Source organism: Pseudomonas sp. PGPR40 (assembly GCF_022014505.1).
Taxonomy (GTDB): domain Bacteria; phylum Pseudomonadota; class Gammaproteobacteria; order Pseudomonadales; family Pseudomonadaceae; genus Aquipseudomonas.
The window spans coordinates 109,276-123,617 of the sequence record NZ_JAKLSP010000008.1 but is presented as its reverse complement, the minus strand read 5'-3'; the positions used below and the strand labels follow the sequence as shown (position 1 = coordinate 123,617).

16 protein-coding genes are annotated in these 14,342 nt (G+C 57.2%); 12 read left to right on the top strand and 4 right to left on the bottom strand.

Annotation, left to right across the window (positions count from 1 at the left end; all coding sequences use genetic code 11):
* Positions 1 to 38 precede the first annotated feature (38 nt).
* The 3 genes from MEB48_RS09525 (at position 39) to rpoS (ending at position 2,857) form a co-directional block, all read left to right on the top strand.
* A complete protein-coding gene (locus MEB48_RS09525) occupies positions 39 to 674 on the top strand; it encodes a protein-L-isoaspartate(D-aspartate) O-methyltransferase (RefSeq protein WP_237884040.1) in 636 nt (211 codons plus the stop codon).
* A 211-nt stretch (positions 675 to 885) separates the two neighbouring features.
* Positions 886 to 1,743, top strand: a complete 858-nt coding sequence (locus MEB48_RS09520; RefSeq protein ID WP_237883967.1) for a peptidoglycan DD-metalloendopeptidase family protein — start codon at positions 886 to 888, stop codon at positions 1,741 to 1,743.
* A gap of 106 nt (positions 1,744 to 1,849) precedes the next feature.
* Positions 1,850 to 2,857, top strand: coding sequence for an RNA polymerase sigma factor RpoS (gene rpoS, locus MEB48_RS09515; protein WP_007907200.1), 1,008 nt, complete (start codon positions 1,850 to 1,852; stop codon positions 2,855 to 2,857).
* A 482-nt stretch (positions 2,858 to 3,339) separates the two neighbouring features.
* Here the strand turns inward: rpoS and fdxA are convergent, their stop codons facing one another.
* Complete coding sequence (fdxA, locus tag MEB48_RS09510) at positions 3,340 to 3,663, bottom strand: ferredoxin FdxA (RefSeq protein ID WP_003222178.1); 324 nt, start codon at positions 3,661 to 3,663, stop codon at positions 3,340 to 3,342.
* A gap of 142 nt (positions 3,664 to 3,805) precedes the next feature.
* Entirely contained in the window at positions 3,806 to 6,385 is a 2,580-nt protein-coding gene (gene mutS / locus MEB48_RS09505; protein WP_237883965.1) for a DNA mismatch repair protein MutS, read from the bottom strand.
* Positions 6,386 to 6,594: 209 nt separating this feature from the next.
* Between mutS and MEB48_RS09500 the strand changes: the two genes are divergently transcribed.
* The 5 genes from MEB48_RS09500 (at position 6,595) to recX (ending at position 10,307) form a co-directional block, all read left to right on the top strand.
* Positions 6,595 to 7,326 (top strand): LexA family transcriptional regulator, encoded by a 732-nt coding sequence (locus tag MEB48_RS09500; RefSeq protein ID WP_237883963.1) that lies wholly within the window; start codon positions 6,595 to 6,597, stop codon positions 7,324 to 7,326.
* Positions 7,327 to 7,593: 267 nt separating this feature from the next.
* Positions 7,594 to 7,959: a phage holin family protein gene (locus tag MEB48_RS09495; protein ID WP_095054138.1), complete on the top strand. Its 366-nt coding sequence runs from the start codon at positions 7,594 to 7,596 to the stop codon at positions 7,957 to 7,959.
* Between the two features lie 232 nt (positions 7,960 to 8,191).
* Complete coding sequence (locus tag MEB48_RS09490) at positions 8,192 to 8,692, top strand: CinA family protein (RefSeq protein WP_237883960.1); 501 nt, start codon at positions 8,192 to 8,194, stop codon at positions 8,690 to 8,692.
* An 83-nt stretch (positions 8,693 to 8,775) separates the two neighbouring features.
* A complete protein-coding gene (gene recA / locus MEB48_RS09485) occupies positions 8,776 to 9,828 on the top strand; it encodes a recombinase RecA (RefSeq protein WP_237883958.1) in 1,053 nt (350 codons plus the stop codon).
* Between the two features lie 8 nt (positions 9,829 to 9,836).
* Positions 9,837 to 10,307, top strand: a complete 471-nt coding sequence (gene recX, locus MEB48_RS09480; protein ID WP_237883956.1) for a recombination regulator RecX — start codon at positions 9,837 to 9,839, stop codon at positions 10,305 to 10,307.
* Positions 10,308 to 10,350: 43 nt separating this feature from the next.
* Here the strand turns inward: recX and MEB48_RS09475 are convergent, their stop codons facing one another.
* Positions 10,351 to 11,469, bottom strand: coding sequence for an LOG family protein (locus MEB48_RS09475; RefSeq protein ID WP_237883954.1), 1,119 nt, complete (start codon positions 11,467 to 11,469; stop codon positions 10,351 to 10,353).
* 231 nt (positions 11,470 to 11,700) lie between these two features.
* Between MEB48_RS09475 and MEB48_RS09470 the strand changes: the two genes are divergently transcribed.
* Both MEB48_RS09470 and MEB48_RS09465 read left to right on the top strand, forming a co-directional pair.
* Positions 11,701 to 11,844 (top strand): hypothetical protein, encoded by a 144-nt coding sequence (locus MEB48_RS09470; RefSeq protein WP_237883952.1) that lies wholly within the window; start codon positions 11,701 to 11,703, stop codon positions 11,842 to 11,844.
* 90 nt (positions 11,845 to 11,934) lie between these two features.
* Entirely contained in the window at positions 11,935 to 12,129 is a 195-nt protein-coding gene (locus tag MEB48_RS09465; RefSeq protein WP_237883950.1) for a hypothetical protein, read from the top strand.
* Here MEB48_RS09465 and MEB48_RS09460 read toward each other — a convergent pair whose 3' ends face one another.
* A complete protein-coding gene (locus MEB48_RS09460) occupies positions 12,130 to 12,555 on the bottom strand; it encodes a PA3611 family quorum-sensing-regulated virulence factor (protein WP_237883948.1) in 426 nt (141 codons plus the stop codon).
* Positions 12,556 to 12,744: 189 nt separating this feature from the next.
* Between MEB48_RS09460 and MEB48_RS09455 the strand changes: the two genes are divergently transcribed.
* Both MEB48_RS09455 and erdR read left to right on the top strand, forming a co-directional pair.
* On the top strand, positions 12,745 to 13,503 hold the full coding sequence (locus MEB48_RS09455; RefSeq protein ID WP_237883946.1) for a tRNA-uridine aminocarboxypropyltransferase: 759 nt from the start codon (positions 12,745 to 12,747) through the stop codon (positions 13,501 to 13,503).
* Between the two features lie 144 nt (positions 13,504 to 13,647).
* On the top strand, positions 13,648 to 14,298 hold the full coding sequence (gene erdR / locus MEB48_RS09450) for a response regulator transcription factor ErdR (RefSeq protein WP_237883944.1): 651 nt from the start codon (positions 13,648 to 13,650) through the stop codon (positions 14,296 to 14,298).
* The last annotated feature ends 44 nt before the right edge of the window (positions 14,299 to 14,342 follow it).

Genomic DNA, 14,342 nt, shown 5'->3' with positions numbered 1-14,342 from the left:
CTCGTGAACAAGACGATATTCTGCATCGCGGTATCGGGATGACCTCTCAGCGGACCCGTGAACGTCTGATTCAGCGCCTCTATGAAGAAGGGGTATCCAACCCCAAGGTGCTGGAAGTCATCCGCCGCACACCGCGTCATCTGTTCGTCGATGAGGCGCTGGCCCACCGGGCTTATGAAGATACGGCGCTGCCGATCGGGCATAACCAGACCATCTCCCAGCCTTATATGGTGGCTCGCATGAGCGAGCTGCTGCTGGAAGCCGGTCCGTTGGACAAGGTGCTGGAAATCGGTACCGGTTCGGGTTACCAGACGGCCGTGCTGTCGCAATTGGTCGAGCGGGTTTTTTCCGTGGAGCGCATCAAGGTTCTGCAAGACCGGGCAAAAGAGCGCCTGGTAGAGTTAAACCTGCGCAACGTGGTATTTCGCTGGGGCGACGGTTGGGAAGGCTGGCCGGCATTGGCGCCATACAACGGCATCATCGTCACCGCCGTGGCTACCGACGTGCCTCAGGCATTGCTCGATCAATTGGCGCCAGGTGGACGACTGGTGATTCCGGTCGGGTCCGGTGAAGTTCAACAATTGATGTTGATCATTCGGGAAGAACAGGGTTTTTCCAGGCGTGTTCTGGGGGCGGTGCGCTTTGTGCCATTGCTCAACGGGCCGTTGGCCTGAGCATTTGTTTTAGCGCGCTGAATTCTCTTCGATTGCCCGGGTCTTACAGCGGCATCGATTGGTTAAACGGAATTCATCGTCAGGCAGCAAACGTGTGCGTGAAGCGAATCCGCTTCATTAAAGGTAAAGCCTGTTCGGCCCGTTATACTTGCGACATTTCGTGCCGGAGCACGGCAATTCATATTTTCAGCCACCACAAAGGGAGCGGCGGGTGAGTCTCACAGTCGTTGCGCAGCGAATGGGTATAACGAGCTTTCAGCGTCTGGTGACTGGCCTTGTCTTGAGTACCTTGCTGGTCGGATGTTCCAGCACCAAATCAGGGAGTGCGAGCGTCGTCGATCGCAACAACGCGGTCGCTCAGCGTCCGGCCGTGACCACCGGACAGTACGTTGTCCGCCCCAAGGACACCTTGTTCTCCATCGCCTTTCGCTATGGTTGGGACTACAAAGCCCTCGCGGCACGGAACAACATTCCTACGCCTTATACGATCCATCCGGGTCAGACAATTCGCTTCGACGGTCGCAGCGGTTCAACACCGACGACGGTAGTGAGTTCATCCAGTTCCTCGTCTTCATCGTCGAGTAAAACCACGGTCATTCGGCGCCAGGCAAATGGCGCGACGACCACTACAATAGTGCCTGCACCGTCCGTCGCCAACAAACCGGCACCCGCTCCACTGCCTCCTGCCGGTCCGGCCCCGACGGGCTGGGGGTGGCCTTCTGGTGGCATTCTGATTGGTAAATTCTCTTCAAACGGTAGTTTGAATAAAGGAATTGATATCGCCGGAGATTTGGGACAGCCTGTTTTAGCTGCGTCTGATGGGACGGTGGTATACGCCGGGAGTGGCTTAAGGGGCTACGGCGAATTAGTCATCATCAAACACAGCGATACCTACGTCAGTGCCTACGGACATAACCGCAGGCTGTTGGTTCGGGAGGGGCAGCAGGTCAAAGTCGGACAGACAATTGCCGAAATGGGGTCAACGGGTACAGACCGGGTGAAACTGCATTTTGAGATTCGCCGACAAGGTAAACCAGTAGATCCGCTGCAATTTCTGCCACGTCGTTGATTTGTTAGCCAGCCTGTTCCGTCACGTAGAGGGAACAGGCTCCAGCGTTGCCAAGGATAGAGGCGTCGCTTGAGCTTGAGGTCGAACTCACCAAAGGACTATAACAATGGCTCTCAGTAAAGAAGTGCCGGAGTTTGACATCGACGATGAGGTTCTCCTGATGGAGACCGGCATCGCCACGGATTCGATGTCGAATGATGAAGGGGATGCACCGCCCTCCGTTCGTGCCAAATCCAAACACTCCGCTTCGCTTAAGCAACACAAGTACATCGACTACACACGGGCACTCGATGCCACGCAGCTGTACCTCAACGAAATCGGCTTTTCCCCATTGCTCTCCCCGGAAGAAGAAGTTCATTTTGCACGCCTTTCGCAAAGTGGCGATCCGGCCGGGCGCAAGCGCATGATTGAAAGCAACCTGCGGCTGGTGGTGAAAATCGCCCGGCGTTACGTCAATCGTGGGCTGTCGCTATTGGACCTGATCGAAGAGGGCAACCTCGGCCTGATCCGGGCAGTGGAAAAGTTCGATCCCGAGCGCGGTTTCCGCTTTTCGACCTACGCCACCTGGTGGATTCGTCAGACCATCGAGCGCGCGATCATGAATCAGACCCGGACCATCCGGCTGCCGATCCATGTGGTCAAAGAGCTCAACGTGTACTTGCGGGCTGCACGGGAGCTGACTCAAAAGCTCGATCACGAACCCTCACCCGAAGAAATCGCCAACCTGCTGGAAAAGCCGGTAGGCGAGGTCAAGCGCATGCTCGGCCTGAACGAGCGGGTTTCTTCGGTCGACGTCTCGCTGGGTCCGGATTCGGATAAAACCCTGCTGGACACCCTGACCGACGACCGTCCGACCGATCCATGCGAACTGTTGCAGGACGACGACCTGTCACAGAGCATCGATCAGTGGCTCTCGGAGCTGACCGACAAGCAACGCGAGGTGGTCGTACGCCGCTTCGGCTTGCGAGGTCACGAGAGCAGCACGCTTGAAGACGTAGGCCTGGAAATCGGCCTGACCCGGGAGCGGGTCAGGCAAATTCAGGTTGAAGGCCTCAAGCGTCTTCGAGAGATTCTCGAGAAAAACGGCCTGTCGAGTGAGTCGCTGTTCCAATAAGCACCTCGTTCACCGGTTACAAAAAGCCCCGACTGACTCGGGGCTTTTTGTTGCCGGGAATATGAGATGTGCTTGTTTTCAGCACCACCTCAAGTTTGTAGTCTCGCGTTGTAAGTCTTTGCTTACTCTTTCGTAAGTGTTCGTTATTTTTACACCCTGGCAGTTGTCTATTTAGCTTGTGGTGTTCTGTTATCTTATTGATTTATATGATTATTTTTTTAGATTAACGACATGTGACAAGCGATTTAAGCGACAAAGGCCGATTGCTCTTAGTGGGGAATTCTCTAGTATCTGAACTGTGTCGACGGATAGACACGCCCTTCAAGGAAGAGGGGAATGGATATCGCAAGGAGCGATTCATCAGGACGATGAAAAGGATCACAAGGAATAGGGAAAAAATGTGGGCGGGTCATACCGCCCCTTTTTTTGCCTGCAGAAAAGCAAAAAGGCCCACAAGGGGCCTTTTCTAGAGCGCGGGGTAATCAGCGTTCGAGGTCTTTAATCTTGCCTTTGACGCCGTCCCACTCTTCGGCATCGGGCAACGATTCTTTCTTCTCGGTGATGTTGGGCCAGATTTCCGCCAGCTCAACGTTCAGCTGAATGAATTCCTGCATATCTTCCGGAACTTCATCTTCAGAGAAGATGGCCACGGCAGGGCATTCTGGTTCGCACAGTGCGCAGTCGATGCACTCATCCGGGTGAATCACCAGGAAGTTCGGGCCTTCGTAAAAGCAGTCCACCGGACAGACTTCTACGCAGTCGGTGTACTTGCACTTGATGCAGTTGTCGGTGACGACGAAGGTCATTTCTAATTCTCTCCTCAGGCGGCGGCAGCGGAGCCCCTTCAGGACGGGGTCGCCAGGTTCGGGAGCGATAGTCTGCAGGCCAGGCTATTAGCCTGCAGCATCCCAAACCGCGCGAGATTCTAACAGCTTGCAGGCAAGTGCGTTAGATCCGTGTCTTTAATGTATAGAGCATTTCGAGTGCACGACGCGGTGTCAGGTCATCCAGGTCGAGCTTGGCTAGCTCATCCAGTACCGGATGCGGCAGGCTGGCGAACAGGTCGCTCTGCTGCGGCATGACCGTTTTGCCTTTGACCGGCTTCGGAACTTCATGAGGCAACGCTGTGGATTCCAGTCGGCTCAAGTGTTCGCGAGCACGCACGATAACTTCGCTCGGCACACCGGCCAGCTGCGCAACCGCCAGGCCATAGCTCTGGCTGGCAGGCCCAGGCAACACGTGGTGCAGGAACACGATGCGTTCATTGTGTTCGGTGGCATTCAGGTGCACGTTGGCTACTAGTGGCTGGGCTTCCGGCAGCACTGTCAGCTCGAAATAGTGGGTAGCGAACAGAGTGTAGGCCCGCAGGTGCGCCAAGCGCTCAGCCGCGGCCCAGGCCAGGGACAGGCCGTCGAAGGTGCTGGTGCCGCGACCGACTTCGTCCATCAGCACCAGGCTGCGCTCGGTGGCGTTGTGCAAGATGTTCGCGGTTTCGCTCATTTCAACCATGAAGGTCGAACGCCCGCCGGCCAAGTCATCGCTGGAACCGATCCGGGTGAAGATCCGGTCCACCAAAGACAATTCGCAACTGGCCGCCGGCACGAAACTGCCGATATGCGCCAGCAACACGATCAACGCGGTCTGACGCATGTAGGTGGATTTACCGCCCATGTTCGGACCGGTGATCACCAGCATGCGGGTGTTGTCGTCAAGGCTCAGGTCGTTGGCCACGAACGGCGTGGTGAGCACTTGCTCGACCACCGGGTGACGACCCTGGTTGATGCGCATGCACGGCTCGGTGACGAAACGCGGGCAGTTCAGGTCCAGATTCAATGCGCGCTCGGCGAGGTTGCTCAGCACGTCCAGCTCGGCCAGTGCGGCGGCGGTGTCCTGCAGCGGCGGCAATTGGCTGATCAAATCTTCGAGCAGCGCTTCGTAGAGCATTTTCTCCCGGGCCAGGGCACGGCTCTTGGCCGACAGCGCCTTGTCTTCGAAGGCTTTCAGTTCCGGGGTGATAAATCGCTCGGCACCTTTGAGCGTCTGCCGGCGAATATAGTCCGCGGGCGCCGATTCAGCCTGCTTGCTCGGCAGCTCGATGAAGTAACCGTGAATCCGGTTGTAGCCGACCTTGAGGTTGGCCAGGCCGGTGCGGGCCTTTTCGCGGGCTTCGAGATCAATCAGGAATTGCCCGGCGTTTTCGCTCAGCGATTGCAACTCATCGAGCTCGCTGTCGTAACCGGTTTTCAACACGCCGCCGTCACGGATGACTGCGGGCGGGTTGTCGATAATGGCTTTTTCCAGCAGTGCCGCCAGTTCCGGATAGGTGCTGGTGGTCGTCGCCAGTTGAATGATGTGTGGAGCGTCAAGTTCGGCCATCGCTACCTGCAACTCTGGCAGTGCACCGAGGGCATCGCGCAGGCGCGCCAAGTCACGAGGACGGGCATTGCGCAAGCCGATCCGCGCGAGAATCCGCTCGATGTCACCGATTTCCTTGAGCTGCGGTTGCAGTTTTTCGAATCGGTAACCGTCGAGCAGGCAAGTGATAGAGCTCTGGCGCGCCAGCAATACGGTCAAATCCCGCAGCGGACGGTTCAACCAGCGAGTCAGCAGACGGCTGCCCATCGCGGTTTGGCAACGATCGACCACCGATTGCAAGGTGTTGTCGCGACCACCGGCCAGGTTGGTATCCAGTTCCAGGTTGCGACGGCTCGCGCCATCTAGCACCACGGTGTCGTCCAGGCGTTCATGACGCAGACTGCGCAAATGCGGCAGGGCGGTGCGCTGGGTTTCCTTGGCATAGCTGAGCAGGCAACCGGCGGCGCCGATGGCCAAGGTCAAGTTCTCGCAGCCGAAACCTTTCAGGTCCTGGGTGGAAAACTGCTGGCAAAGACTTTTCAACGCCGAGTCGCGCTCGAAATCCCACGGCGCGCGGCGACGAACCCCACGACGTTTTTCCGCCGGCAAATCTTTCGGCCAGTCGTCCGGGATCATCAGCTCTACCGGATTGACCCGCTCCAGTTCCGCCAGCAGGTTTTCCCAGCCTTTGATCTCCAGCACCGTGAAGTTGCCGCTGGTGATGTCCAGCACCGCCAGGCCGAACAGACGCTCATCACCCAGCACCGCCGCAATCAGATTATCCCGGCGCTCATCCAGCAACGCTTCATCGCTGACCGTGCCTGGGGTGATGATCCGCACCACCTGACGATCCACCGGGCCTTTACTGGTGGCCGGATCGCCAACCTGCTCACAGATCACCACCGACTCGCCGAGCTTCACCAGTTTCGCCAGGTAACCTTCGGCGGCGTGGTAAGGAATCCCACACATCGGAATCGCCTGACCTGCCGATTGCCCACGGGCGGTGAGAGTGATGTCCAGCAACTTGGCAGCCTTCTTCGCGTCTTCATAGAAGATCTCGTAGAAGTCGCCCATGCGGTAGAACATCAGCTGGTCAGGGTGCTGGTTTTTCAGGCGCCAATACTGCTGCATCATTGGCGTGTGGGAGGACAGATCGGAGAGCGCTTTATTCATCGGATATAGGCAAATTCGTTGAAAGGTGTAGGGCAAAGGAGGGGCATCGGCCCGGCTTTTCCGCGATGGGCGCAAGGTTACCATGGGCGGTCCGGCCTACGCAGGCATGAAAGCCTTGCAGAAGGTTTTCGTGATGCATGCACGATTTATGCGCTATTTATGCAATTTGGCATTTGTTTTCCGAAACAAGATCAAGCACTATCCGCGTTATGCAAAAACGCAATGTTTCTACCGTATTAAGAGCGCTGCTCGATCAGCACGGGATCTCCCCTACGGAGCTTCACCGTCGCACTGGCGTGCCTCAATCCACTCTCTCGCGCATCCTCAGCGGGAAAATTGTCGATCCTTCGGATAAGCATATCTCGAAGATTGCCGAGTACTTCGGCGTGAGTACCGATCAATTGCGGGGGCGCGCAGTCGCGCCGGCCGCCGGCGTCGGGCGCGGTGAACTGCATTCGGAACTCAAGGACATAAGCCTGTGGGACGACGATACACCAGTCGATGACGACGAGGTGTCGGTCCCGTTTCTTCGCGAGGTTGAATTGGCTGCTGGATCAGGAAGATTCGTCATCGAAGAGAGCGAGCGTTCTAGCCTGCGCTTTGGCAAGCGGAGTTTGCGCCACAACGGCGTGCAATTCGACCAGGCAAAATGTGTGACCGTGCGCGGTAATAGCATGTTGCCAGTGCTGCGCGATGGCGCCACTGTTGGCGTGAATGCCGGTAAATGCGGGATTGGCGACATTGTCGACGGCGACCTGTACGCCATCAACCACAATGGCCAGTTGCGGGTGAAGCAGCTTTATCGCTTACCATCCGGTATCCGCCTGCGCAGCTTCAATCGTGACGAGCATCCGGACGAGGACTATACCTTTCAGGAAATCCAGGAAGAGCAGATTGTCATCCTCGGTCATGTTTTCTGGTGGGGAATGTACGCCCGTTAACCACAGCCGCGGTCAAATAAACCCGCTGTCCGGCGGGTTTTTTTTCGCCTGGCGAAACCCGTGTCTACCGGGGTATTCAGTGCGTTTGTGCATCTAATTTGTCTAAAATAAATGCATAAACGCATTGACTGTATATGCATCCATGCATAATCTTTGTCCCAAGCCGTTCAACAAAAGGCTATCGGTCAGGAAAGGCGCAGGACCACATTACTGAAAAGCCTGACCGTTTGAACCCAACACTCTTCACTCACCTTCGGGGGGCGCGACATGGCAAACGAGCAGCAAGCGTTGCTGGACATGCCGATCTGGCTGGGCATCGGCCTCGCCCTGGTGGGCGGGGTATCCGGCGAAATGTGGCGCGCCGACAAGGAGGGCGCTCGGGGCTGGTCGCTGTTGCGGCGCCTGGCACTGCGTTCCGGGGCCTGCATGATCTGCGGGATCTCGGCAATCATGCTGCTATACGCCGCCGGCGTGTCGATCTGGGCCGCAGGTGCCTTCGGCTGCCTGACGGCAATGGCCGGGGCGGACGTGGCCATCGGGCTTTATGAGCGCTGGGCCGCCAAGCGAATTGGCGTTTGCGAAGTGCCACCGCGCGATTCCTCGTCCCGATCAACGGTGAAGCGGCGTCGCTGATCTTCGCGTTGCTATTAGGGAGGCCATTAAATGCCTGCCATCATGGAAAAAAGCCCGATGCTCAGCGAATTATCGCCATCACCGCCGCAGGCGATAGCGGACTGATTGCTCTATAGGCCTGTCAGGCCTATGTCAGAGCCCTCACTCGCTAACATTTTGATCGATCCTGAACCTTGCAAGCGCGATCCGCTCGTGTACGGTAGGCCTCATTCCGCTCGATCAGGAGAGAGCCGTGAAAGATATCACTCAGCTGGCCGCTGAACTTGGCAGACGCTTGCAGGTTCTCAATGCCCACGTCACCACCGCCGAATCCTGCACTGGTGGTGGGATAGCCGAGGCGATCACCCGCATTCCGGGTAGTTCGGCGTGGTTTGAGGCCGGTTATGTCACCTATTCCAACCGCCAGAAAACCCGGCAACTGGATGTTCCGGTCGAATTGTTTGAGACCGTGGGGGCGGTTAGTCGCGAAGTGGTCGAGGCCATGGTCCGTGGCGCGCAGGAAAAAAGCCGGGCGCGTTTTGCCGTGGCGGTCAGCGGTGTGGCTGGGCCGGACGGCGGTTCGCCGGCCAAGCCGGTGGGCACGGTTTGGCTGGCCTGGGGCGTCGGCGAGCAGGTGTTCAGCGAGGTGCAATACTTTGCCGGTAACCGTGACGAGGTCCGCCGACAAACGGTGAAGGCCGCGCTAGAGGGGCTGTTGCGGTATGCCGCTGGAGAAATCTCAAATCAGGGGTAGGCGATCCTGAAACGCTGTGGAATAATACTGGCTACTTATACAGGTGTTGGCCGTCAGGCCTTATTGATTACGTGAGGACTTTAATGGACGACAACAAGAAGAAAGCCTTGGCTGCGGCCCTGGGTCAGATCGAACGTCAATTCGGCAAGGGTGCCGTAATGCGTATGGGCGATCAGGACCGTCAGGCGATCCCGGCCATTTCCACTGGCTCTCTGGGTCTGGACATCGCGCTCGGCATTGGCGGTCTGCCAAAAGGCCGTATCGTGGAGATCTATGGTCCTGAATCCTCCGGTAAAACTACCCTGACACTGTCGGTGATCGCCCAGGCTCAAAAAGCCGGCGCGACCTGCGCATTCGTCGACGCCGAACACGCCCTCGACCCTGAGTACGCCGGCAAATTGGGCGTCAACGTCGACGACCTGCTGGTTTCCCAGCCGGACACCGGCGAGCAAGCCCTGGAAATCACCGACATGCTGGTGCGTTCCAACGCGGTTGACGTGATCATCGTCGACTCCGTGGCAGCTCTGGTGCCGAAGGCAGAAATCGAAGGCGAAATGGGTGACATGCACGTGGGCCTGCAAGCCCGTCTGATGTCCCAGGCGCTGCGTAAAATTACCGGTAACATCAAGAATGCCAACTGCCTGGTGATCTTCATCAACCAGATCCGCATGAAAATCGGCGTGATGTTCGGCAGCCCGGAAACCACCACCGGTGGTAACGCGCTGAAGTTCTACGCATCGGTTCGTCTGGACATCCGCCGTACTGGTGCGGTGAAAGAAGGTGATGAAGTCGTCGGTAGCGAAACCCGCGTCAAAGTCGTGAAGAACAAAGTGGCTTCGCCGTTCCGTCAGGCCGAGTTCCAGATTCTTTACGGTAAGGGCATCTATCTCAACGGTGAGATGATCGACCTGGGTGTTCTGCACGGTTTCGTCGAGAAGTCTGGCGCCTGGTACGCCTACAACGGCACCAAGATCGGTCAGGGCAAGGCCAACTCGGCCAAGTTCCTGGCGGACAATCCGGAAATCGCTGCGACCCTCGAGAAGCAGTTGCGCGACAAGTTGCTGTCTCCAGCGCCAGACGTCAAAGCATCACTGGTCAAAGAGACGGCTGATGACCTGGCTGACGCTGATATCTGATTGCTCCGATGACAACCGCCGTACTCGATACACTCGTCGCGGTGCGGCGAACCGCAATGGACCTGCTCGCGCGACGCGAGCACGGTCGAGTCGAGCTGACGCGTAAACTGCGTCAGCGCGGCGCCCTCCCTGAAATGATCGACGCAGCACTCGACCGCCTGACGGAAGAGGGGCTGTTGTCCGAATCCCGTTACCTCGAAAGCTTCGTTTCCTACCGCGCCCGTTCCGGTTATGGTCCTATGCGTATTCGCGAAGAGTTAAGCCAGCGCGGCCTGCAACGTGCCGACATCGAACTCGCCTTGCGCGAGAGCGGTATCAACTGGCAGGGGCAGCTGGAAGATACCTGGCGGCGCAAATTTGCTGGGCACCTACCGATAGACGCCCGGGAACGTGCAAAACAGGGCAGGTTCCTGAGTTATCGGGGATATTCCATGGAAATGATCAGCCACTTGTTCAGCGGCCGAGGGATGGACGATTAAATAAAACGGCCCGCTATTTCGATAGCGGGCCGTTTTTTTTGCCTTACGTCACCTTGAATGGCTCACGGGCGCGTTGTTTCGCCTGGGGTTTGGACTGAGCCCAGTTTTCCGGCAGGTTGATGTAATCCACCAACTCCCGCAGACGGCCATGATCACGGGCATTGAAAGTGAAGGCCAGTCGCGCCAGATGGCTGAACTGCGGTTCGTCGTGTTCCTCACCGCTGTAGGCGTGCTGATGGAAATGATCGCTCAGGCACAGGTCGGCGAATGTCTCCTGCATGTGTTCGAGCGCCCGGTCGCTGAGTTTGTGGTTCATGCGAATCACGAACTGATGCTTGAGCCAGCGGCTGGAGTGGAAGTTGCTGTAAAACTGATTGATCTGCTCCACTGCCTCTTCGGCACTGTAGACCAGGCTCAACAGCTTCATGTCGGTTGGCAGGATATAGAGATTTTCCTCCAGTTGATGGTGAATGAAGTCCAGCGCGCCTTGCCAGAACCTGCCGCCTGGCGCATCCAGTAGCACCACGGGCACCAATGGGCTTTTGCCGGTCTGAATCAGGGTCAGCACTTCCAGCGCCTCATCCAGCGTACCGAAACCGCCTGGGCACAGAACCAACGCATCGGCTTCCTTGACGAAGAACAGCTTGCGGGTAAAGAAAAAGTGGAATGGCAGCAGGTTGGCGGTGCCATTGACGGTGGGATTGGCATGCTGCTCGAAGGGCAGGGTGATATTGAATCCCAGGCTGTGTTCCAGGCCGGCACCTTCGTGGGCCGCCGCCATGATGCCGCCGCCGGCACCAGTGATGACCATCATGTCCGAGCGCGCCAGGGCAGCGCCAAGCTCTCGGGCCAAACCATACAAAGGGTGTTCTATCGGCGTGCGGGCCGAGCCGAAAACGGTGACTTTGCGTCGCCCCTTGAACTGCTCAAGCACACGGAAGGCATGCTCGAGTTCGCGCAGGGCTTGCAGGGTAATCTTGGCATTCCAGCGGTTGTGATCTTCCTGAGCCATGCGCAGCACAGTCAGGATCATGTCGCGGTAAATCGGGATATTAGGGCTGTTGGGTGAAACCAGGTTGAGTTGTTCTTCGACCTTGCTGGTGAGGTCGTGGCCGCTTTCTTGAAAATGACGGCTCAGGAGGTCATTCGGTTGATAAGGCATTCAACTTCTCCTTCTGCACAGAACCCTTGGCTCGACAAAATAATCGTCGATGCCGCGACACCCCTTGTGTCGCTGTCTGCCCAAGCCCATGCCTGGGCGCTCCACCTGACTCGGTTGCAATCGAGCCATCCATACGGGCTCTATTTATCCCTTGAATGAAAGAAACATTCGCACAATAAGACGCGCAATGGGCAGCCCCTTTTCTGCCCTGAAAAAAACAACGTGAACACTATGAATTTAGACCCTCGCAACGATTTGCGCTGCCTGATCATTGCGCCGCAAAGTCTTTCCTGGCAACCGCTTAATGACGATTTGCAAGGTGCTTTCACCGCTCGTCTGAACGCAAGCCGTATGTCCTGCGCTCTGATTTACTAAGTTACAGGCGTGAGACGACAACTTTGCGAAGCAATTTCAAGGATTTATTGGGATCAAAGGCGATCAATGCGTGCAGGGAGGCGGTAAACCATGCCCAGAGTCACTCTGGAGATCGATGCGCAACTGTATCGATTGCTGAAGTTATCAGCCGAGGCCAATCATTTGAGTCTCGAAGAGGAGTGCTGCCGACGTCTGGAGGGTGGGGAGCGACGTTCGCGTTACTTGCAGGCGCTGTTGGCAGAACTGCGCGCCGAGGATGAACAGCGGCGCGCCAATTCCCGCTGATTACTTTTTCTTTGCAGGCGTGGCTTTCGGGCAATCCGACTCCTGGAAGCTTGCGGAGCCGACCGGGCGATTAGTCTTCACTTCGGTGAAGTCGTAACGCATGATCGCGCCCTTGGCCATCAGCTTGCGGAACCCCTCGTTTCTGCAGACGGAGGCGCCAAGCTGGAAGTACACGGCTTTCGGATCGGCGCGCATCTTGTCGGCGTGGCTGCTTTGAACGCTCAGATGGTTGATCAGCTGATTGCCTTCGACGGTATAACCTTGATCCAGAAGGTCTTCATTGATCGCCCGTGGAGTGCCGACACTGCTTTGTACGGCGACGTTTCGCAGCTCTTTGTTCAGATTCTGCTCACTCAGGGACGCAGCCTGAGCATTGAAGGACGACGCCAGCACAATGGCTGCGGTGGGAACGATAAGGCGCAGCATGAAACTCTCCTGGTTCAGTGACGGGTGGTTCGACCAGTCACATGACTGTGCGTTCAGTGGCGGCGAATTATAGGGGAGGAGGCCTGGACGGTACAGGCTTGCGCCGACCGCTCTGATAAACTGCCGCTACTTTTTGCCCTGCCGAGTGTTTTTTGTGTCGATTTTCCTTAGCCGTCGGCGTTGCCTGCGATGAGTCAAACCCCTGCGTACTTTGCGAAGAACGCCGTAGCCCGCTTGCGTGATGAGCGCGAAGAGGCGGGCATCAAGCCAATTCAGGCCCGTGGCTGGCGCGCAACCCGTTGCCGTGCCTGCCGTGTGATCGAGAGCCACTGCCTATGTGCCTGGCGCCCGCAGGTCGACACCCGTAGCGGTGTGTGCCTGATCATGACCAACAAGGAAGTGTTCAAACCGAGTAATACCGGTTGGCTGATAGCCGATGTGGTGCGCGACAACCATGCATTCATCTGGTCGCGCACGGAAGTCGATGAACACCTGCTGGCGCTGCTGGGCGACCCGCAATGGCAACCGTACCTGGTGTTTCCAGGCGAATACGTCGAGCCCGAGCGAGTCACCCACAGCGTCGAGGTCGATAACACCAAGCGGCCGCTGTTCATTCTGCTGGATGCTACCTGGACCGAAGCCCGGAAGATTTTCCGTAAAAGCCCCTATTTTGATGCGCTCCCGATTCTGAGTCTGCTTCCCGAGAAGCTTTCACGGTACCGGTTACGCAGATCCACTCGCAGCGAGCACCTGTGCACGGCCGAAGTGGCGGCGCTGTGCCTCGATCTTGCTGGCGATACAGACGCAGCCTTGGCGCTGGACGCTTATTTCGATGTGTTCAGCCAGCACTATATGGATGCAAAGCATCAGCTGGATATGAATGTTGCAACACCGGCTCACGCTGAGCTGATGCCCTTTGTGCAGAACGTGGCGTCCGTCGTTTGCTGAGCGTCGTCCATACTGCAAAGAACAGGGCTGGCTGGCAGGGCCATGCAACTTGACCACCCTGGCTTCGCTGGGCATGCTTGGCGCCGATTTGGCGAGGCCTGAATGCATCGGGCATCCCATGAAAAAAACAGGATCATTTGAAGAATGGCCACATACGAAATCCTGATTGCCGATGACCACCCTCTTTTTCGTAGTGCCCTGCATCAAGCATTGACCCTGGGCCTGGGCCCGGATGTCCGTCTGGTGGAAGTGGCGAGCATTGCCGAGCTGGAATCCCGTCTGGACGAAAAAGCCGACTGGGATCTGGTATTGCTGGACCTGAACATGCCAGGGGCTTACGGTTTTTCCGGGTTGGTGCTGTTGCGTGGGCAGTACCCGCAGATTCCAGTGGTGATGGTGTCGGCTCAGGAAGAAGCGTCGATCATGGTGAAGTCCCGCGAATTCGGCGCCAGCGGTTTCATTCCCAAGTCCAGTGATTTGAGCGTTATTCAGAAAGCCGTACGCGCGGTGCTCGACGGCGATGTTTTCTGGCCGCCCCAGGCCTTCGAAGCGGTCAGCGTTTCCGCCGAAGCCAAGGCTGCCAGTGAAGGCCTTGCCAGCTTGACACCCCAGCAGTTCCGGGTGTTGACCATGGTTTGTGAAGGTTTGCTGAACAAGCAGATTGCTTACGAGTTGGGTGTTTCCGAAGCGACGATCAAGGCCCACGTCACGGCCATTTTCCGTAAGCTGAATGTGCGGACCCGGACTCAGGCAGCACTGCTCTTGCAACAACTTGAGTCAATTTCGAGCAACTAAAGAGCTATGTGTTCACGCTTTTTTGACTTTGCTTGATCTAGTTT

What these genes read in the sequence shown, in the direction of transcription:
- erdR (WP_237883944.1), top strand. Translation starts at nt 13,648, where the DNA reads ATGGCCACATACGAAATCCTGATTGCCGATGACCACCCTCTTTTTCGT.
- recA (WP_237883958.1), top strand. Translation starts at nt 8,776, where the DNA reads ATGGACGACAACAAGAAGAAAGCCTTGGCTGCGGCCCTGGGTCAGATC.
- MEB48_RS09470 (WP_237883952.1), top strand. Translation starts at nt 11,701, where the DNA reads ATGAATTTAGACCCTCGCAACGATTTGCGCTGCCTGATCATTGCGCCG.
- MEB48_RS09465 (WP_237883950.1), top strand. Translation starts at nt 11,935, where the DNA reads ATGCCCAGAGTCACTCTGGAGATCGATGCGCAACTGTATCGATTGCTG.
- MEB48_RS09500 (WP_237883963.1), top strand. Translation starts at nt 6,595, where the DNA reads ATGCAAAAACGCAATGTTTCTACCGTATTAAGAGCGCTGCTCGATCAG.
- MEB48_RS09460 (WP_237883948.1), bottom strand. Translation starts at nt 12,555, where the DNA reads ATGCTGCGCCTTATCGTTCCCACCGCAGCCATTGTGCTGGCGTCGTCC.
- MEB48_RS09525 (WP_237884040.1), top strand. Translation starts at nt 39, where the DNA reads ATGACCTCTCAGCGGACCCGTGAACGTCTGATTCAGCGCCTCTATGAA.
- MEB48_RS09495 (WP_095054138.1), top strand. Translation starts at nt 7,594, where the DNA reads ATGGCAAACGAGCAGCAAGCGTTGCTGGACATGCCGATCTGGCTGGGC.
- fdxA (WP_003222178.1), bottom strand. Translation starts at nt 3,663, where the DNA reads ATGACCTTCGTCGTCACCGACAACTGCATCAAGTGCAAGTACACCGAC.
- MEB48_RS09455 (WP_237883946.1), top strand. Translation starts at nt 12,745, where the DNA reads ATGAGTCAAACCCCTGCGTACTTTGCGAAGAACGCCGTAGCCCGCTTG.
- rpoS (WP_007907200.1), top strand. Translation starts at nt 1,850, where the DNA reads ATGGCTCTCAGTAAAGAAGTGCCGGAGTTTGACATCGACGATGAGGTT.
- MEB48_RS09475 (WP_237883954.1), bottom strand. Translation starts at nt 11,469, where the DNA reads ATGCCTTATCAACCGAATGACCTCCTGAGCCGTCATTTTCAAGAAAGC.
- mutS (WP_237883965.1), bottom strand. Translation starts at nt 6,385, where the DNA reads ATGAATAAAGCGCTCTCCGATCTGTCCTCCCACACGCCAATGATGCAG.
- recX (WP_237883956.1), top strand. Translation starts at nt 9,837, where the DNA reads ATGACAACCGCCGTACTCGATACACTCGTCGCGGTGCGGCGAACCGCA.